Source organism: Paenibacillus sp. MT124 (genome assembly GCF_058792755.1).
Genome location: NZ_CM179500.1, coordinates 266,743 through 287,345, shown reverse-complemented (window position 1 = coordinate 287,345; position 20,603 = coordinate 266,743). Strand labels below are relative to the sequence as shown.

The 20,603-nt window shown below is 48.5% G+C and carries 15 protein-coding genes and 1 riboswitch; of the genes, 8 read left to right on the top strand and 7 right to left on the bottom strand.

Annotated features, from left to right (window positions below):
• The first annotated feature begins 91 nt into the window (after positions 1-91).
• Both AC3RCI_RS01315 and AC3RCI_RS01310 read left to right on the top strand, forming a co-directional pair.
• A complete protein-coding gene (locus AC3RCI_RS01315) occupies positions 92-1,858 on the top strand; it encodes an SWIM zinc finger family protein (protein ID WP_492527346.1) in 1,767 nt (588 codons plus the stop codon).
• A complete protein-coding gene (locus tag AC3RCI_RS01310; protein WP_492527345.1) occupies positions 1,855-4,881 on the top strand; it encodes a DEAD/DEAH box helicase in 3,027 nt (1,008 codons plus the stop codon). The genes AC3RCI_RS01315 and AC3RCI_RS01310 overlap by 4 nt, the downstream gene beginning before the upstream one ends.
• 134 nt (positions 4,882-5,015) lie before the next feature.
• Here the strand turns inward: AC3RCI_RS01310 and AC3RCI_RS01305 are convergent, their stop codons facing one another.
• Positions 5,016-5,501 (bottom strand): hypothetical protein, encoded by a 486-nt coding sequence (locus tag AC3RCI_RS01305; RefSeq protein ID WP_492473519.1) that lies wholly within the window; start codon positions 5,499-5,501, stop codon positions 5,016-5,018.
• Between the two features lie 345 nt (positions 5,502-5,846).
• On the opposite strand from AC3RCI_RS01305, the gene AC3RCI_RS01300 reads away from it, so the two are divergent.
• The 6 genes from AC3RCI_RS01300 to AC3RCI_RS01275 all read left to right on the top strand — a co-directional run bounded on the left by AC3RCI_RS01300 (position 5,847) and on the right by AC3RCI_RS01275 (position 14,030).
• Positions 5,847-6,380: an RNA polymerase sigma factor gene (locus tag AC3RCI_RS01300; protein ID WP_492527344.1), complete on the top strand. Its 534-nt coding sequence runs from the start codon at positions 5,847-5,849 to the stop codon at positions 6,378-6,380.
• Positions 6,381-6,423: 43 nt separating this feature from the next.
• A complete protein-coding gene (locus tag AC3RCI_RS01295) occupies positions 6,424-7,485 on the top strand; it encodes a DUF4179 domain-containing protein (RefSeq protein WP_492527343.1) in 1,062 nt (353 codons plus the stop codon).
• Between the two features lie 33 nt (positions 7,486-7,518).
• The gene (locus tag AC3RCI_RS01290) at positions 7,519-8,094 is read left to right on the top strand and encodes a VanZ family protein (protein WP_336784191.1); all 576 of its coding nucleotides are present in this window, start codon (positions 7,519-7,521) and stop codon (positions 8,092-8,094) included.
• Between the two features lie 192 nt (positions 8,095-8,286).
• The gene (gene udk / locus AC3RCI_RS01285) at positions 8,287-8,919 is read left to right on the top strand and encodes a uridine kinase (RefSeq protein ID WP_095293127.1); all 633 of its coding nucleotides are present in this window, start codon (positions 8,287-8,289) and stop codon (positions 8,917-8,919) included.
• A 452-nt stretch (positions 8,920-9,371) separates the two neighbouring features.
• Positions 9,372-10,649 carry an S-layer homology domain-containing protein gene (locus AC3RCI_RS01280; protein WP_492527342.1) on the top strand — a complete coding sequence of 426 codons (1,278 nt, stop codon included), beginning with the start codon at positions 9,372-9,374 and terminating at the stop codon, positions 10,647-10,649.
• A 477-nt stretch (positions 10,650-11,126) separates the two neighbouring features.
• Entirely contained in the window at positions 11,127-14,030 is a 2,904-nt protein-coding gene (locus AC3RCI_RS01275; protein ID WP_492527341.1) for a DUF5704 domain-containing protein, read from the top strand.
• A 234-nt stretch (positions 14,031-14,264) separates the two neighbouring features.
• Here AC3RCI_RS01275 and AC3RCI_RS01270 read toward each other — a convergent pair whose 3' ends face one another.
• The 6 genes from AC3RCI_RS01270 to AC3RCI_RS01245 form a co-directional block, all read right to left on the bottom strand.
• Positions 14,265-15,095 carry an ABC transporter ATP-binding protein gene (locus AC3RCI_RS01270; RefSeq protein WP_492527340.1) on the bottom strand — a complete coding sequence of 277 codons (831 nt, stop codon included), beginning with the start codon at positions 15,093-15,095 and terminating at the stop codon, positions 14,265-14,267.
• Complete coding sequence (locus tag AC3RCI_RS01265; protein ID WP_492527339.1) at positions 15,085-15,882, bottom strand: ABC transporter ATP-binding protein; 798 nt, start codon at positions 15,880-15,882, stop codon at positions 15,085-15,087. Before AC3RCI_RS01265 ends, AC3RCI_RS01270 begins: the two co-directional genes overlap by 11 nt.
• Positions 15,882-17,477 (bottom strand): ABC transporter substrate-binding protein, encoded by a 1,596-nt coding sequence (locus AC3RCI_RS01260; protein WP_492527338.1) that lies wholly within the window; start codon positions 17,475-17,477, stop codon positions 15,882-15,884. Before AC3RCI_RS01260 ends, AC3RCI_RS01265 begins: the two co-directional genes overlap by 1 nt.
• Positions 17,478-17,491: 14 nt before the next feature.
• Positions 17,492-18,325 (bottom strand): nickel transporter permease, encoded by an 834-nt coding sequence (nikC, locus tag AC3RCI_RS01255; RefSeq protein WP_492527337.1) that lies wholly within the window; start codon positions 18,323-18,325, stop codon positions 17,492-17,494.
• A 1-nt stretch (position 18,326) separates the two neighbouring features.
• Positions 18,327-19,265, bottom strand: coding sequence for a nickel ABC transporter permease (nikB, locus tag AC3RCI_RS01250; protein ID WP_492527336.1), 939 nt, complete (start codon positions 19,263-19,265; stop codon positions 18,327-18,329).
• Positions 19,266-19,428: 163 nt separating this feature from the next.
• Positions 19,429-19,618: riboswitch (cobalamin riboswitch) on the bottom strand.
• Between the two features lie 80 nt (positions 19,619-19,698).
• The gene (locus AC3RCI_RS01245) at positions 19,699-20,526 is read right to left on the bottom strand and encodes an AraC family ligand binding domain-containing protein (RefSeq protein ID WP_492527335.1); all 828 of its coding nucleotides are present in this window, start codon (positions 20,524-20,526) and stop codon (positions 19,699-19,701) included.
• Positions 20,527-20,603 lie beyond the last annotated feature (77 nt).

Below are 20,603 nucleotides of genomic sequence, written 5' to 3'. Positions count from 1 at the left end.
GACACCCATAACTGATATGATGGATACAGAAAATCCACACCATACGTCAAGGCGTATGGATCGTTAAACCTATGATTGCCCAGGAGATGGAATGATGAACATACCGATTGACATGAATCTGGATGATGCACAGTGGCAGCAATTGATTCGAGAGGTTGCCGAGCACTTTAATAATCTGACGATTATGCGCGGATTCCAATATTATAAACAGAAACGCGTTGGATCATTAACCTTTACGGAACATCACGGAATCACAGCCGACGTGCAGGGCTCTGAAGAGTATAATGTCACCTTAAGCGTCCAGTCTCTGCCCACCAGCTACTGTACCTGCCCGGTGAGTTCGCGCTGTAAACATATCATTGCCGTTATGATGAGTTATGCCGAGCTGCTGGAAAGGCCCGTGCATGCCATCGTTAATGCTCATTCCAGCACGGCTTTGAAACAGGCACCGAAGCCCGCAGCTTCCAAGTCTGCATTTCGCTCCGATGCAGTATCCGAGAAGGATACAGATATCCCTCATCAACAGTACAGTCAGATCAGGGAACGGGCATTAGAGCTTGCAGGCCTGGAAATTACGGAGTGGCATGAACTGTTCGAACAATGCTTGGCCCGATTAGGTACAGGCACGCCAAGTACAGCATATGTGCAAGAAGCTGCCGATGAACTGTATGCGATTAAGCCCAAATTATCCGCCGGGATGGATCAGCTATTTGAATTCCATGTACATCTGTACCTGATGCGATACTGCATCCCTTCTCGCCATCCTATCAGCCATACACCTGTCTATCTAAGTTACCCAGCACAACTTGCTGTAGATGCACTACAGAAAGGCATGGATCAGGTACTAAGCCGCCCCCTTCAATTCGCCGAGCTTCCGGATAATAAGCTTAAGCAGCTGTGGAAGCGACTTGAAGAAACCATATCGTACCTCCGCACACAAATGATGCCCGAGACGTCCACACTGATGCTGTTCACGCCGATCTATCGGCAGGTTTGGCTAAATTGGATCGTTCCTCACTTACAAAATGATCATTTGCTCGTATCGGAGCTGAACATGTTACAGGAAATCGAAGATCAGTTGAAAGAAGCTGCCGTGAACACACCAAGCAATAGCGGAGGTCGTGTGCTAGGTGTAGCCAATCTGACAGGCAGCAGCCAGTCCGGTAAGCCTGGAAAATCGGCGCCCTTGCCACTTGTTCTCGCGCAAAGCTGGATATACTTCCACTTGCATCAGGACGAGCACGCCTGGCAACGGTTGACGAGCGGTAGTACGGCGTACGGCATCCCGGCAGAACATCTGCTGCATTTCCTGCATGTGCTCGCGGATGAATCAGATTGGAAACGGCTCGGTGCATGGCTTGCACAGCTTGGACCACTGCTGGCCAATCGCCGGAACGAACCTCTGCAGGATTATATGCAGCTGTGGGACATGACGATCAAACATCTCCCCGAGACGGAAAATCAAATGTGGGATACCCTGGTCAGCATGCTTCCTCACTCCCGTCCAGCTTACGAAGAAGCCATGCATAGCCGCGGACAGTGGCGGCGCTGGATTGATTTTCAGTTGAGTACGGAGACAGAACCGCTTGAATTTCGCGTGGCGGTACTGCAGCCGATTGAAAAAGATGCACCGGAACTCCTGCTCCCGTTCTACCACCAGGCCGTGGAACGTTACATCGGTCACAAGAACAGAGACGGTTACAAGGCAGCAGTCAAGCTGCTGAAGCGGCTGTCCAAAATCTACAAAAAACTGAAGCAAGAGGAACGCTGGGAAGATTTCATCACCGCACTGTCTGTGCGGAATAGCAGACTGCGTGCGCTGCAGGAAGAACTTCGGAAAGGTAAGTTGATCTCATGAGCCTTATACATCCCTATACCGAAACGATTGAAGTTCACGTCGCATTAACCGGATACGGTGATGCCTTATTTTATGGAGCCCTTAATACTCATCATTTTGTATCGGGGCAGTCGCTTAAGCAGCGACTATTTGCCTGGCATGCTCCCTCCTTCTACGGAACCGAGCTGGAGACGAGACAGATTGAAGATATTGATCTGGTGGTACTGCCTGCGGAAGAGGTCATCCCGTTCTTCGCAGAGATGCACACGCTGCTGCACATTGAATGGAAATGGGACGAGCAGGCTGCTCATCTGATCAGGCTTGCTCCTACACTTGCTGCAACCATTGAAAATCGAAAATATGTCCCCAGTTTCGCTGCTTATCGTACAGGTCAGCTGCAATGGATCTGGGATCCGGATAGCATGAAGCCACAGGATCGATCTGCGCTGAGCAAAGCCCTTGACGAGACAGACGAGAGCTACGCCGAAGGACTTAACGCGGCCTATTCAGCTACTGTATTCCAGCGGTGGTATAACACCGAGGAAGCTGCAACTGATCTTCGGCGCGAGTTCCCTCAGCTATTCCCTCAAGGGGGAACACCACCAAGGACAGCAGGAATGGATGCCCAGGCCTGGCTTGTCTCCATTGGATGGAAAGCAGACGCTGCCCCGTTCCGCCCGCTTCTGCAATTGCTGGAGCCGGATGAAGATGAACCCGCATGGCGGCTGCGTGTAGTTTTGCAGGATAAGCTGGATGCTGCTTCATTGGTTCCCGTTCGGCTTGATTCCCGCGGAAGACTTGAAGGTGAATGGCCGGAGGTGTGGACAGCATTTATCCTTGACCGTTCTGCCGGTTGGCTGGAGCAGCTGCGTGCACATTTGCCGCGAATCAGCCGTTCCATCAGTGGGAGCCGTGATGTGCTCAGCGATCCGCTCAGTGATCAGGAAGCATGGCAGTTCCTTACCATAGACAGCGGCAGACTGCTGGAATCAGGCTGGCAGGTACTGCTTCCGGGATGGTGGGAAGCAGCCCGCAAGAAGAAACCCAAGCTTCGTGCCAAGGTGAAGCCGGAGGAAGGCAGTGAACGCGGACAGTCCTTCTTCGGACTGGACTCCATCATTCATTTTGACTGGCGCATTGCGATTGGAGATACCGATCTCAGTGAAGAGGAATTCGCCGACCTCGTTGCCCGCAACGAACGGCTGGTACGATTCCGCGGAGAGTGGGTACCACTCGACCCTGCCTTGCTGGAGCAGATTCGGCGAGCCATGGGTGGTGTCGACCGGGAACAGGGACTGTCGTTTCAAGACATTCTGCACCTGCATCTGCTGCAAAATGAGCAGCGTGAATATCGTCATCAGAAATGGAAGGAAGGGCAGCAAACCGAGGAGGAGCAGCAGCCGAAGGCTAATGAGAACGTTCGTCTGGAGGTCGAGCTGAATGAACACCTGAACCGGATCATTGCACAGCTTGGCGGCGGACAAGGCGGGGCTCCCTCCCTTCCCGTTCCGACTGGACTGCATGCAGAACTTCGCTCTTATCAAAAAGAAGGATTTGCATGGCTTGGATTCTTGCGCAAATTCGGCCTTGGAGCATGCCTTGCGGACGATATGGGGCTTGGTAAGACCATTCAGTTTATTACGTATTTGCTGCATCTCAAAGAGAATCAGCAGCGGTTATCCGGGGATGCTCCCGCCCTTCTCGTCTGCCCCACTTCGGTACTGGGCAACTGGCAGAAGGAAATCAGCCGTTTTGCACCTTCGATTAACGTCAGTCTGCACTACGGTGCACGCAGGCTTAGCGGAGAAGCCTTCAGGGAACAGACCGAGCAGGTGGATATCATCATTACGTCGTATGCTACCGCTACCCTGGACCAAGAGATGTTACAGTCATACACTTGGGCTTCCATCTGCCTGGACGAGGCACAAAACATTAAAAATGCGCAAACCAAGCAGTCCTTGGCGGTACGCAGTTTCCCCGCTAAACACCGTATCGCATTGACAGGTACACCAATTGAAAACCGTCTGGCCGAGCTATGGTCCATCTACGACTTCATTAATCCGGGATACCTTGGCAGCGCACGCGCTTTCCAAACCCGGTTTATCACCGCGATTGAGAAAGACAAGGATGAGCAGCGCATGCTGGATCTGCAGCAGCTGGTCAAGCCATTTATGCTTCGCCGCAAGAAAAAGGATCCGAATATCCAGCTCGACCTGCCGGACAAAAACGAGATGAAAACCTACATTCATCTTACCGGCGAGCAGAGTGCCCTATACGATCAATCCGTGCAGGCACTGATGGATAAAATGAAAGAGCTGGAAGGCATTAAGCGCAAAGGTGCGATTCTATCTGCGTTAACCCAGCTCAAGCAGCTGTGTGACCATCCGCTGCTCCTGACGAAGGAAGCTCTGCCGGAGACGTTGTCTTCGGATGGCTCCAAGACGGAGTATGACCTGTATAGTCCACAGGACATGGCGATGCTGATCAGCCGCTCCGCGAAGCTGGAACGGCTGATGGAGCTTATCCGTGAGCTGCGTGAAGAGGGCGAGCGATGCCTTATTTTCACCCAGTACATCGGTATGGGTCAGATGCTGCAGCAGGTTCTCCAGCAGGAACTGCAGGAGCCTGTATTATATCTGCATGGTGGCACATCCAAGACCGCACGGGATCGCATGATCGACCAGTTCCAGTCCCGTACACTGCCTGCGCATGAACAGCCATCCGTCTTCATCCTTTCCATTAAGGCAGGCGGCGTGGGTCTGAATCTGACCGCAGCGAATCATGTATTTCATTTCGACCGCTGGTGGAACCCCGCCGTGGAAAACCAGGCCACCGACCGGGCATACCGCATGGGACAGACAAAGGATGTCCAGGTACACAAGTTTATTTCCCTCGGCACGCTGGAAGAGCGTATAGACGAGATGTTGGAGAGCAAGCAGCAGCTTAGCGACAATATCATCACCAGCTCCGAGAACTGGATTACCGAATTGTCAACAGACGAGCTGAAGGATCTCTTTACTCGCCGCCGCGACTGGTCGGGTTAAGGGCCGGAAGTTGCTATATAGGCTAATGGCTAAGAAAACAAAAAAAGCGAAGTTACCGACGCTGCGTCGAGAACTTCGCTTTTTTGTTATACCTCATGACCATCGATCACAATGGGTCAGATAAAAAATGTAGATTAACGCATGTTGCCGATGATCGATGATCTGGAATCCTGCATTTTTTTGATAAAGTTCGTCATCACGTCAAACGCCTCATTACGCTTATTGGACAAGGATTGCAGACGCAGCATGTCCATCTGTTGGGAGCTGGAGAGAGCGTCAATTTGGTTTTTGAGAGACTGCGCCAGCTCGAAATCCCCACCTTCGATGGCTTGAGCAAGCTTCCCATTTAATTCCGCAATCGCTGCATTACGACTCTGTACTGCTTCCAACTGGGCTTGCAGCTGTGATTCAATCAGCGCGGAACGCTGCTGCTGAACAGCCATAAGTGCGGATTCCAGGTCCATTCCCTGCAGATTAATAGATGAAATGCCCGATGGTGACGGGGTTATTGAAGACGCATATGTACTTTCTGTAAAAGCAAAAGAACCAACCGATACTGCCGTAATAGATGCCATGACAACAGAAGAAATAAATCTACCTTTTCTTTTCAAAAGTATCACCTCCTTGGATTGTAATAATCCCGTTACAGTTACATAACGGACATTATTCGACATCATTATATCAAAGGACCTAGCTCCTTCAACCCAAACCAGAAATATTGAGACAAAATTGATACACCAGCTGAGTACTCATACGAACTTCATATGAAAAGCCACCTCTCCCCCACCTACTAACTATCCCCAACCCAACTGAAGGGTACAGCGCGTTCCCAAGCGTCCATATTAAGCAACTACATTTCCTTCAAAAAAATAATTGTGACCATATCAGCCCACCGAAAGTCTAATTCATGTAAAAACCAAGCGGGGAGCTGTTATCCCGTATCCCAAGAAAGGAGCTGTTTATCCATGGACCCGACCGATCTCGTCAACCAAGCCATTCAGGGAGATCGTGATGCCTTTATCAGGCTCATCCGAGAAATTGAAAATTCCCTATACAATACAGCAAAATCCATGCTGCGAAAAGAGGAGGACGTGGCTGATGCCATTCAGGAGACGATCCTGAAAGCTTATAAATCCATGCATACGCTTCGTGAACCCCAGTATTTCAAGACCTGGATGTTCCGCATCCTCATCAACGAATGTAATACCATGCTCTCCCGTCGCTCCCTCTCCACATCATATGCAGAGGTGCCTGCCAAGCAGGAAATATCCAGTCCCTACGACGAGGTGGATATGAGAGAAGCAGTTGATCGACTGGAAGAATCGAAACGAATTGTCATTGTGCTGCATTATTTTGAGGATCTAACCCTGCGTCAGGTAGCAGATACGCTGAATATATCCGAGAGCGCGGTAAAAATGAGACTTAGCCGGGCACGGCAGGAGCTATACCAAAAATTCAAAAACTTTCGGGAGGTAAAATTGCATGTCAAACCCATTTAATATCGATCAGGAGTTAAAAAAACAAGCAAAGGAGCGCCCTGTCATGTCTAATCTTGTACGCACTCGAATTGATGCCACACTGGAGTCTCTTCCCGAATCACCCAGCCAGCTGAATAGTGAACAGGCTAAGCGTCCGCGCCGGGTTAACAAAGGACTGCGCCGTACCGCAGCGGCTGCCGTTGCCGCAGGTGTATTAGGTGTTACCGTATTTGCATCCGGATTTGTGTCTCCAGCCATGGCTGATTCTCTGCGCAGCATTCCGCTCGTAGGCAGTCTCTTCAGCTCAATTGAAGCGGATATGGGTCTGCGAACAGCGGGTAACGAAGGTTTGACTACTCCAGTAAACAGTTCCTTTGCTTATCAGGATGTAAAATTCAAGGTATTGGAAACGGTATACGATGGCACACGAGCAGCATTTCTGGTTCATGTCACGGCTCCCAACCTGAATCAGGGCATGTATGATAACGGCAAGGACATTGTGAAGCTGAGCAGCGGAGTCGACAACGTTTTTCTCGATGTAAACGGGTTTAGCCCAGATGGCGGTCTGTTCTATAGTTCAGCCGGGGCGAACGAGCCCGATACCCTGCTTTTTGAACAGATCATTCCTACGGATCATAAAGGTGAATTCCCGGATCAGTTCGATGCCAAGGTTAAGTTGACGCTTCAAGGCCTGGATCATGAGTTTGAGTTAACCGTTCCTTTTACCAAATCAACAACGGACACCTACAAGGTTCAGCCTGATACCGTCATGGAGAATGACTTGTTTACCGCCACTGTTACGAAAGCCGAGGTTACCCCTATCACAACACGCTTAACTGCCGCCATCGGTTTGAATGGGAAAGAAACGTTGACTGCCAAAGAAAAAGAACAGCTGCAGGACATCAGGTTTGCCATCTATGATGATCAAGGTAGACAACTCACTGCACTCAGCGGCGAGGGTATATATGAAGATAACCAGTTGAAATGGGCAAGCATATATGCAACAACAGCGAAGGATGTAAAATACCTGGTAGTGAAACCTTTTGAGGTGAAAGATGACTTTACCGAAGAGGTCAAAGACAATCAATTTATTCAGGGAATGGAAATGAAAATCCAGCTCCAATAGCTCGAACTCATTTCCTTGCAAAGGGGTCATCGCATGTCCATTCAATTTACCATTTCATCTATAAGTGTCCTTGGTCCACTATTTATTCTGATTCTGCTCGCTCTGGTGATCCACGCCAGGGTGAGCACAGTTAGATATACAAGCAAACAGTATATGCTGATGCTGACATTCGCTATATATGTGCTGGGCGTGCTGCATTTTGTATTTTTCCCAATCGATGTGAATATCGGAATCTATGCCAACCAGACACCCTGGTACAAGAACCTTCAATGGGTTCCACTCCTGACTGCGGATGCGCCAAGTTTCCTTCTGAACATTGTGCTGTTTATGCCGCTGGGGTTCCTGCTTCCTCTTTTGAAACCTTCAGTTAACTCAATTCGCAAAGCGGCATCGGCGGGCTTAATGTTAAGTTTCACTATTGAAATATTGCAGCTTGTGATTAGGATTACTCTGGGGAATGGCCGCTCGACCGATATCAATGATCTGATTGCAAATACGGCAGGAAGTGTGCTTGGTTTTGTTATTCTTGGTCTGCTCATTCGCCTGATTGGCCAGAATCTGATTCTTCCCTGGACCATGCGAGGGCACAAGCGCTCTACTATGCGTTAGAATTGTAAATCTGAAAATGAGTATGCCTCCCGAAAGGCAAAACATGGTCTGTTCCTTAAGATGAAAAAGTCAGCAAGCTGTGATACAATGAAGGAATTGTGTATTCGCAGACAGACATGCAGATAGAGCTCATTTTGGATGCTCTCCATCTACTGATCATGCTGCCAATCTAGGGAGGTTTATGGAACAACCATGCTCATTATTGGTATCGCCGGAGGGACCGGCTCCGGTAAAACGACGGTAGCTCGCTCCGTCATCGACCGTCTTGGATCAGGCAAAGTGACGTTTATATCCCAGGACAATTATTACAAAGATCAATCACAGCTCACTCCAGAGCAGCGTCGACTCACCAATTACGATCATCCGTTTGCATTCGACAATGATCTGTTGATTGAGCATCTTACCCTGCTGAAGCAAGGACAAACGGCATATGCTCCCGTATATGACTTCACCATAGATAACCGTGCTGCCAATGAAACGGTTGAACTCGCACCGAACCATATCGTTATTGTAGAAGGCCTTCATGTGCTCATCGACGAACATCTACGTGCCCTGCTGGACATCAAGGTATTTGTCGATACCGATTCCGATGTTCGTATATTGCGGAGAGTGTTGCGGGATATGGAGGAACGTGGACGTACGATTCAATCCGTTTACAAACAATATCTCGAAACCGTCAAACCCATGCACGATGCCTTTATCGAGCCTTCCAAAAAGTACGCGGACATTATTATCCCCGAAGGTGGACATAACGAAGTCGGCATTCAGATGTTGTCGATTTTGACCGAGAAGTACCTGACCGGAGAGAAGTGGAACGGCGCATAGAACATATCTAATGTAGAATTGTTAGCCGTCTGCCTCTTCTGGTTTGAGAGAAGTAGGCACGGATCGGCTACTACATTCAATGTAAATTTAACTGAAATCCAGGCTGCGTTGATGCAGTCTGGATTTTTGGTTTATTTTGTTTCTCTCTTTTCAAATGGGTGAAAATGGGTTATCCTTGAAATATATGAGCTTGGTAACTACATATTTAGATCTTCTACCTTAAAGCATAAGGCTATGAATCTACGGATTCGTGGCCTTTTTTTGTGTTTTGGGAGGTTGGATGGGTCTAGAGGAGGGGTTTTAAACCATAATTCGGAACACTAATATTGATAAATAATACCAAATACCCAGTTATACATGGTAGAATATTGATGATTATTACAAATTTAGTATCTAGTAGTATCCAGTACATAACCACTACCAGAATTTGAAATTAGAAAGGAGCAGTATTCATGAAGAAAATGATTCTAACCGGGGTTACAGCCTTGGCTTTGCTTACAGGAGGCGTAATAGGTTCAGGAAGTATCGGGAGTTCAGTAGAAGCCGCTCAAGCTACGCTAAAATTCAAAGATGTCCCTTCGACACACTGGGCAGCTGCAGCGATCAACTCCGCAGTTGAACAGGGATTCTTCCAAGGGTATGCCGACGGGACATTCAAACCAAGCTCACCAGTGACCAAGGCCGAAATGGCTAGTATTCTCGGACGACTAACCGATCAGCCTAATGCTGCCATACAAGAAACCAATAACTTTACAGACGTGCCTGAATGGGCAAAAAGTGGCGTATCCGCTGCGATTGCCAAAGGATTCATCAGCCCTGCTAACTACAATGGAAAACTCGATGCCAAGGCATCTCTAACACGGGGTGAAATGGCGACCTGGCTGGCACAGGGGCTGACCGTGGTTGATTCGGATTACAAACAAGCTCTGTCTGATGTAAGCAATACTGTGATACCTGCGAAGGAGTACTTCACTGGCAAACTGGCAAGCAGCCAGAAAAATGCTGTCGCTGTTGCTCTAGGTACAGGGTTGATGAGTGTTGCTAACGATAAAAATTTTGGAACGGATCGCACCACGACAAGGGCCGAAGTTGCTGTGCTGATCGCTCGTTATACAAGTGTGGCGAAAACGAAGCCTGCTGATTTTCAGGGTTTGAATGAGTTGCGTGCAGTTGGTTTGACTGGGACGAATATTAATATTATTGCGCCTAAGTATAAGAAAACACCAGAAAGGAAGGTTTCACCAAACGTTGATTACAGCGAGGTCACAGACGACTTCTCGAAAGTTCGGAACAAAAATATTATTACCGATACCAATTATGCAGACCTCAAGATAAAGAATTGGATTATTGTTAATACCTTTGCGAAGGGTGCAGAAAGAAGTATTTATTATCCAGTTTTTGTAGACGAAGGATTCACTCTCTTACGGGGAGCATACTTTTCTTTTGCAGAAATCGAATTAAAAGTAAAAAGGTCTACTATGAATGCACTACAAGCTGGAAGTTTGCTAAATTCAGCAACAATTAACCCTATGAATTCTCCAAAATCAGATGCTTTTGCTTCATATGCTGCGCCCAGTATTAATGCTACCACTAAAAGTAAAGGTGTATTCGTAGTTAATAACCCAGTTTACTGGAGCGTAGGTCTTTTGCATTTCGATAAGGAGTTGATTTCTGATGTCAGCCTTGTTGCCAAAGAAGGTCCTACCTACAGCGTAATAGCCACAGATTAGAGGGGATAAATTTTGGGGCAAAAAGTATTTTTTAAAAAAGCTGTATTGATCGTTCTGTCATTGGTTTTATTGTTATCTTCAGTAACCCAGATCCATGCAGGTGGGGGGCCAGGTGTCAAACCTGTATTGGAGTCATTTCATATGGAGCCTCCTACCCCTGCAAAATCGCAAAAAAAGGTCATTCCTGTTGAGGGGACAAAAAAGACCAACATAGGTGTATATATTTACCAAGTTGATAGTCTTAGATGGAAAGTTGATGGTCAGTGCAACAACATCGAACTAGAAAACGACCCTAGCAAGAACCTTCCGGTTTCCTCAACAGTCTGTGTCGACCTTGATTTGAATAAAGATGTTTACATTCCGACCGATTACTATGATAAAGCCGGTGAAAAGCGCTCCAATGCAGAAATAACGGATAGGTCTAACATGCCTCACTATATGGATAATACAGCGCATTATTACCCAGGAGAGCCTATCTTGGTTTCTGTTGAATCATTTACTGGCCGTAGAACAAAATTCACCACACAAATTGGTGGTGCTATTCCACCAATTAAAACAGAAGAATATAACCCTCCTAAATGGAATGCGGATTATCAATTCAACACAGATTTATACTGGAAAGCTTTAGCCGAGATTACCAAAGAAATCAATCTCACCAATGGCGGTCAGCTCAGCATTAACCAATCCAAGCAATTAAACGCAACCGTAAAGACCAAAACCGGTGATGGAAGCTTTGGTGCTGAAACCAATGTAAATAGCGGCAATGGGCGAACAACCTGGACCTCCTCCAACCCTGGTGTTGCAACCGTTAGTAATTCAGGATTAGTTCAAGCCGTAAGCAGGGGAACTACGATCATCACCGTACTGTGGGAGAAAGACGACTTCCAATTAACGACAACCACAACGATTGGCGTAGAAGAAGATCCCGGGAACGGGGGTGGCGGAGGCAATGGGGGTGGAAGTGGGGTTGGATGTTCACCGACAATCGGGCCACCATCTACAGGGACGATTATGAGCATGAGTGACCTTGATCCAAATGCTAACGGTGTAATAAAGTCAGATAACAGAGGTAATGAGACATTCAATGTACTGAGAGGAATCCCTACTTCTGAGTCACTGTATACCAATGCATTTGCTGACAACTATCTCTTCAAGCAGGCCTGGGCGAAAATGTCGGGCAAAGTTACGTATGATTGCAGTGTCACGCTATCCTATGACAGAGAATGGACGGTGCCCGGGCCACCAATCTGTACCGAGGATGGCTGTACGGATGGACCGCCTGTTCCAGCCAATGACACCGTAACCAAACCATACAATTTCCAGATTACACGGGACTACTCGTACTGGAAAATCAACAATCTTGAAGTGTACAAGATCGCAAAAGCGACCATGAAGAATTATGCCCTGCCGGGTGAACTGGTCACCATGACTCCATCCGGATATACACCGCCAACTTTGGTATCCAAAAATGATGACAACGTGGAGAGCCACGTCAGACCAGGGCAAACAACGTCTATCTCCTATACCCCACCCAAATTAACAGGCGGGCTGAATGCACCTCCAGATGTGCCGGATGATACGTCGCGTTTGAAGGGAATGGCGGAGTCCAACACCCCTCAGGCAAAAGTGAATAATGACTCGGTCATATTTAATAATACCAAGATTATGGACGACACAGAGGCGACCAAGAATGGACCTACGCCATCCAATATTCCTAACCCTACAACGATTGGCCAGGATGTTCTGTATAAACCCAATAACATGATTGGTAACACGCTGGTCAACAAAGAAAACACACCAAGTTCCGGTATCATTTATTACGATCTGCTGCCTGGGAATGTAAACGGCGGCGCCAACAAGGATTTCCCGATTAACGGTATTAACACCGTTACCGTGCATACCCCTGTCGTAAACTACGCCTTGGTATCGGATGATCAGGCTCATAATCAGAAGACGACTCCGGATCTAACCCGGTCAGCACTGATTCTGGAACGTCCATTTATTGTCCGTATTCCAACGACGGGTCAACATTTAAACGCAGCAAGTTACCCCGGTTATGGCAATCGGGACTATGCCAAATACTTTCGAATGAAACAGGTGAAATTCCCGTTTGATGTCTATACGGCGGACAGAAGCCAATTTATCCCGGCTAAAACCTGGGTGGATATCCCGGTAAACCAGCTGGACACCAGCTTTTATCTCCCGGTATGGGTAGACGAGGGCAACTATGAAATTGAATTCCGCAATATTGCGGAGAACGCACCCTCCAACTTCACCGAACAGCAGGATGCCAATACCAACCTGGCCCATCACGTAGCGGCCGATACGGTTCCAGTCGACGTCATCGGTAGGCTATACGATTTTCATGTCACCGACATTTCGGACTATAACTGGGAAAATGTTTTTCGCAAGCAGCCAGGCAGCCCGGAGCCAACGGGAGTCAGTTATTGGACAGGCTTGAATCGTATAGATGGTGACCCTCGCGGCAACCTAGCACCTTTCGTATTGCCCATTCGTCCAGGCAGCCATCCCATACAGGGATTCAAAAATGTGGCTGTAAAAACCGGGTACCATATCAAGTTTGACCTCAAAACGAAAGGTAATATGTTTGGTCAGCAGGATGGGGTACGGATTACGCCAACTTTTCATTTCGTGAACGAGGACGGTACCTCCCGGCAGGAGGTGGATCTGTATTACCACAGAGGACAGGAAAGATTTATCCGTATCGGATCTGCACAGGATTTGGAGAAACGCTTTGTGGTTCTGAATACCCGTTTGCGGAATGTTCCTGGTACCGAAATGGGCGATACCGCTCGTTATCGATACACCTATGAACTGACTAAAGAGGAGCAGAGCCAAGGCACACTGGCTGAATACATGGTTCGTTTCGTCGATCAGATCTCGCACCAGAAAACGTGCGTGGGACGTTATGATTGGATGATCCTGCCCTCATCCATTCGCACATTGATCGGACCCAAAACGGACATCCCGCAAGGCGTTAACTTGGATCGGGCAAATGCATCCATCCAGCACTGGTATGGAGAATACAGCCTGCCAGCCGATGTATATGCCGTGCCGAAAGGCACGAATTTGGAGCCACTTGCGAGACAAAACCAGTTGGATGAAAAGTCCGCTGTGTTTCTGAGAAATGGGTATATCGTAGTCAACTTCAATATTGAAAGTCTACGAGATGGCGATACTGACGCGCCTCATCTCCAGTACATCTATGCACCTCTGATGAATCAGTGGCAAATGGAGGGTTTTCAGAACAATCCGGTCAATACTGAAGGCAATACTTGGCCCATCCAAGACGGGGATGTTGTCTTCTACCATGCCAATCGGTCGAGCCGAAACGACTTCCAATCCCAAGTGCCACATTAAAAAAAATATCAGGCGATGCTTAATACTCGGCTGAGTCCCCCATGCTCACGTATATTGGTTTTAATAGATCGGTTTGCGTACATCGGTTTACTTACATTGTAGTACTTTTCAACAACAGTTCATGATTTCTTATACTCCTTATACAGTAAAAGGATTACTCCGGCCGTCACCACCATGACCCGGAATAATCCTTTTTCTTCGCTTAATTATAAAGACCACAATACACCTTACAACTCAACCCGTGATGCCTTGCAGGGTATATTCTCGCATCTTATCCTTGATCTCCTTCACTGACAACACCGAAGCCATCAGGTTTCGTGTATAAGGATGACTGGCTTTACGCGTTAGTTGTGCACTTTCTAACACCTCAACGACTTCACCCTTGTACATAACCGCAGTGCGATCGCTAACCTGCTGCACCACGGCCAGGTCATGCGATATGAAGATATATGAGATCCCTGTCTCTTCACGCAATCGGACCAACAGATTCAACATTTGCTGCTGAATGGAAACATCGAGTGCCGAGGTAGCCTCATCAAATATAATCACATCCGGCTGCAATCCAATCGCCCGGGCAATAACCACTCGCTGCTGCTCCCCACCACTGATTTCGTGTGGATACTTGTCAGCAATCGCAGCTGGCAATCCCACCAGCTCCAGCAAACGATGAATTTCCTTTTCCCCCTGCCTGCGTTTGATCAGTTTATAATTCAATAAAGGCTCAAGGATAAACGATCCTACCCTCATGCGGGGATTGAAAATTGCCGAAGGTTCCTGAAAAACCATCTGAATCTGCTTGCGCTGCTGCCGCAAAGCCTCTCCTCTGATCAGAGTAATATCCTGCTGACGATAGATGATCTGCCCGGAGGTTGCCTTTTCCAGATGGGTCACGCATTTGGCCAAGGTGCTCTTGCCACTTCCGCTCTCACCTACAATTCCCAGACATTCACCCGGATAGAGCTTCAGATTGATCGATTGCAATGCTGAATGGGCTCCCTGGCCCCTGGATTCATAGGTTTTACTTAAATTCCTCATTTCCAGAACGGGTATCCTCTCATCTACCATCCGTGTTCCCCTCCAATTCAGGTACTGCAGCTAGCAACTCGCGGGTATACACACGACGTGGACTTGTAATTATACTTGAAGTTTGTCCAAACTCAACCAATGACCCGTTCTGCATCACACCGATGTAGTCTGCCATATGGGCTGCAACGGCAATATTGTGCGTCACAATGATCATCCCTGTTCCCTGACTTGCCCGAAGGTCGGTCAATCCTTTGATCACTTCAACCTGAGTGGTTACATCCAGCGCACTGGTCGGTTCATCGGCAAGCAGCAGTTCTGGCTCCATCGTTACCGCCATGGCAATTGCCGTTCGCTGCTTCATGCCTCCGCTAAGCTGGCCGGGATACATGCTCATCATGCGCTCGGGGTCATCCAGTCCCATCTGTGAGAGCATGTCCACCGCCATGTCATAGGCAGCTTTCTTCGATAGTTCAACGTGTGTACGGATTGCCTCGATATACTGACTTCCTATTGTACGGATGGGATTCAGATAAGAACCGCTATCCTGAAAAACCATCGCCATCCGCTTGCCGCGTATGCGGCCCCATTCCTTCTGCGAAAAACTAAATATCGATTTCCCCTGAAAAAAAATGTCTCCCCCGGCATACTGCCCACCGTCTGGAAGCATGCCGAGCAAAGCTCGAAGCAACGTCGATTTACCACTTCCGCTCTCGCCCACGATTCCGATAATCTCCCCGGCATTCATTGTGAACGATACATTCTGCAGTGCAGGTGAACCGCTCTTATATGCTACAGAAAGCCGATCTACACCCAGCAAGTTGCTCATTATTGCCCAACCTGAATATTACGATCCAGGAGATAAAAGTCGATCGGATACATCGTCGCACCCTGAACGTTGCTCTTGCTTACAATGTTAATTGGAGTATAGGTAATAAACATGTATGCCGCATCATCTAGAATCATCTGCTGGGCTTCTGCAGCCAGTTCATATCTTTTTTCCACATCGAATTCGGAATGCAGCTGCTGAATCACCGCATCCAGCTTCGGATTGCTGTATCCACCTACGTTCCACTCTGCTCCCGTTTTGAAATAAAAGTCGAGAATATACTGGGGATCTCCGGTAATCCCTGTATTAATGCTGGTCAGCGCCAAATCGTAGTTCCCGCTTTTTTGGTGATCAGTCAGATCCTCGTAAGAGGTCATTTCCAGATTAACTCCAATTTCCTTGAGCTGGGACTGCATTGCAGCAGCCACAATGGAGTCCGATTCATAAGCCGAATTGAGAATCAATTGAAGCGTTAGCTTTTGTCCGTCTTTTTCCCGAATACCGTCCCCATCCGCATCCATGTAACCAGCCTTATCCAACAGCTTCTTGGCTGTCTCCGGTTCATAGTCATACCCCTTGACCTGATCATAGCCAAAAGGCAGAGCCGAGGTAAACGGTCCTTTGGCCGCCTGACCGCCCACCAGTGTGTTTGCATACATCTCGCGGTCTATGCCGTACGAGATTGCACGCCGTACGTCCGGTTCACTCAGCAGCGGATTCTGCGTATTAAACCATACAAACTGCGTACGCAGGCTCGGGATTTCATCAATCGTATATTGACTCTGATCCTGGAATAATGCCAGGCTGCTTCGTCCCACGTTGCTGGCTACATCAATCTCACCCGATTGCAGTGCAAGGGCACGCGTGCTGTCATCCTTGATATATTTGAATGTAATGGTATCCACATCCGCTGCCCCGTCCCAGTATCCGTCATACTTTTTCACCTGAATCTCCTGATCCGGGGTATAGCCTGTGACCATAAACGGCCCTGTAGCGATAGGCTCACTCTTGAATTTGGACGTATCCGCACTCGTATCCACGATTACAAACAGGGGTTCAGCAATATTGCCAAGAAGGGATGCATAAGGCTCAGTTGTTTTAATGGTCAGATCCTGACCTTCGGCAGTCATGGAAGCTACCGGCAAGGTCGACTGTCCTCTCTCATTCAGCTCCATGGAACGTTCAATGGACTTCTTCACCGCATCTGCTGTGACCTTATTTCCATTATGGAACGTTACGCCGTCCCGGATATGAAAATGCCATGTCGTATCATCAATACGATCCCAGCGATCCGCAATTTTCGGTACCAATTTCATATTTTCGTCAAACTGAATCAGGGTCTCTCCTATTGCTGCCCGTGTAAGGGTCCAGCCGTTCCACTCCTCTGCCGGATCCAGATTACTTCCAAGCCAGAATAGCGCTACATTCAGATGAGTCGGTTGACCTGCACTGCCTTTATCAGCCTCTACCGCCTTTTCGCCAGATGATGATGAGGTGGAGGTGCTTGTTGTGGTTTGGCCACATGCCGTGATAATACATAAAACCAATAATGACAGTACGGTAAGCGTTAGCGTTTTTCCATATCTCGAATTCATTCCCGTTCCTCCTGTTAAGCTGCCTTTTTCTTGGGATCCAGCACATCCCTCAGACTGTCGCCCAGCAAATTAAAAATGATCACCGTGCAAAAAATCGCAAGTCCCGGATAAATTAACAGCCACGGAGCTGTCTGCAAATATCGTCTGCCTTCATTCAGCATCGCCCCCCACTCCGGTTCAGGAGGTTGGGCACCCAGCCCCAAAAAGGACAGGCCTGAGATGGATAACATCATGCCGCCCACATCCATCATCGCCATGACGATGAGAGGAGACAGCATGTTGGGCAGGATGGTTCTGGTGATGATCTGAATCTTCCGTGCGCCGCTGAAGGCTGCCGCAGCGACATACTCCCTTTGCTGAAGCGAGATCACCAGACTTCTTGCCAGTCGTGCATACTTCGCCCACCAAACAACAGCCAGGGCAATTACCGTATTAAATAGGCCTGGCCCCAGCATCCCCACTACTGCGATAGCGAAGATTAATCCTGGAAAGGCCATCAGCGTATCGGATAACCGCATCAGCACTGTATCCGTCAGACCACGGGCAAAACCTGCGATAACACCAATGGCTACACCAAGAACAAACACAATTCCGATCATCATAAAGGTAAGCAGAAGCGACGTCCTGGCCCCGTAAAGGATACGGGATAACACGCAGCGTCCAAGCTGATCGGTTCCAAGCGGATATTCCGAACTGGCTGGCTGCAGTACCTTGGCAAAATTCGTTGCCAGTGGATCATGCGGTGCGAGCAGCGGCGCAATCATGACGAGAATGACCCAGAGGAGGGTCAGTGAACATAGAAACGTGAACCAGCGATGCTGTGTCAAAATAAGCTTAAATTCTCTCATCCTAGACATCCACGTCCAGTCGAATCCGCGGGTCATGCAGATGTGTCCAGAGATCAACCATCAGATTCAGCAATACATAGATGGTTGCCATCCAGATGACGTAGCCCTGAATCAGGGGATAGTCCCTTGTAAAGATGGCATCCACCGCCATCTGCCCTACACCCGGCCATACGAACAAACTTTCCACAATGGCTGCCCCGCCGAGCAGGGCGCCTGTAGACATGCCCATGAGCGTAACGATGGGCAATAATATATTGGGTAAAATATGCTGCATCATAATGACTCTCTCCTTCACGCCTCTGGCTCTGGCCCCCGTTACATAGTTCTGGGACATCTCTTCCAGAATCACCGTACGGATCTGCCTGATATATTGGGCAATCAGAGGTAACGCCAGTGTGCATGCCGGCAATATCAGGCTGTTCCAGCCCGAACTTCCCATGACAGGCAGCAGCTTGAGTTGAACTCCAAATACCAACATAAGCAGCATCCCGAGCCAGAAGCTGGGCATGGACAGCCCTGCAAACGAAAACAGGCGAATGACGTAATCCAGCACGTTGTTTCTGTAGACAGCCGACAAAATCCCCAGTGGAAACGCAATCAGAATGACCAGCAGCAGGGCACTTCCTGTTAGCCGAAGCGTGGCTGGAAGCCTGGACAGCAGAATGTCGAGCACAGGCCTGTCGTATTTATAGGACGTTCCGAAATCTCCGGTAAGCACCTGTCCCAGCCAGGTTCCGTAGCGTATCCAAAATGGCTGATCCAGTCCCAGCTGGACACGCACCTGCTGTACCAATTCGTCCGACGGTGTGACCCCTGTAGACATGAGCATAAGCCTTGCCGGGTCCCCCGGAGACAGATAGGTCAGCAGAAACGTCAGAAACGAAATGCCGAATAACACGGCTGCCAGTTGAATGAATCTTTTCACAATATATCTACTCACATGTCTGACATCCTCTCCCCAATCTCCAATCCCGCACGTGACTTGTCCATGCATATCAAAAAAGACGTCTCTCTCCGCTAGTACCGGATAAGGACGTCTTAAATAAACAGATTTTCAGAAAAAATCATGCTCTCTAAACACCTTCCTATCTCCCGTAGGTACTACTGTGTTGTTAAACTAGGCAGGTCTCCTGGCTCCAGAATCCTCGTCATTGCAGCACCTTCCCGGTCTAAACCAGTGGCATAACGCTGCATAACTCCTCTGTTACAGTGGCGGGACCGCGCCGGCATCACACCGGTCTTCCCTATTAAGCTTCTACCCGAAGGTAAAGCACCCAGTTCCACATATTCAATTGAAATGCATTCTGTACCAGTATAGCTGGCTCACAGATAATGATCAAAGCATTTATTCAAATTTGAAACAGCTCTGCAGGCTAACCTCGTTGTCTTGATTCTTTGGGGGATACTCCTGTCACTCGCTTGAACATCTTGGAAAATAAAAGCGGATCGGTATATCCCACGGAGTGGGCAACCTCGCTGACTGAAAGCGTCGAGCTCTGCAGCAGTTCTGCCGCACGATTCATCCGGTATTCAAGAAAGAATGCCTGAAGCGACTTCCCGTACTTCTCCTTAAAAAGACCGGACAGATACGTACGATCCAAGCGAACGGACTGCGCAATATCAAGGATGGACGTCTTCTGGCTGTACCTGTTCTCCATAAACTGGACGGCTTGTCTGATGTATTCATCCTTGGTGGAAAGGGGCCTCTGCGGCTTGTCCTCATCGGGGGAGGAGGATATCAGTTCGGCAATTAAACGGTATAACAGACTCTGGCTAAAAACATCTCCGCCATTGCGTGATGAGGCCTGAGTCATGTCTGCATACAAACCATCCATGACCTTCGGATCTCTGGCATCAAATACAGGATGTGCCGAACTCAGTTTTGCCCTCTGCATAAATGTCTTGGCATGGACGCCCTTAAACCCGAACCAAGAGTACGTCCATGGCTCCTTCGCATCGGCCTCATAATGGATAATGGTATCCGGGAGAATGACGAAGCCCTGACCCTGGGTCAGCCGGTATTCCTTATCCTCCATATGCACCGTTCCCCATCCCTCATGAATGTAATGAACCACATAGGAATCTCGCACCCCTGGACCCCAATAATGAGAAGGATCGCAGGCTTGCCAGCCGAAAAACAACAGCACCAGCTCCATCTGTGTCCAGTCCATGGGCATCACATTAAACTCAATCGGTGTCATCCTCCCACCCCTTCCCTTCCTCCGCATCTATTTTTTCATTTTAAATTATAACAGGTGAACCTGGGAAATATCAGCTG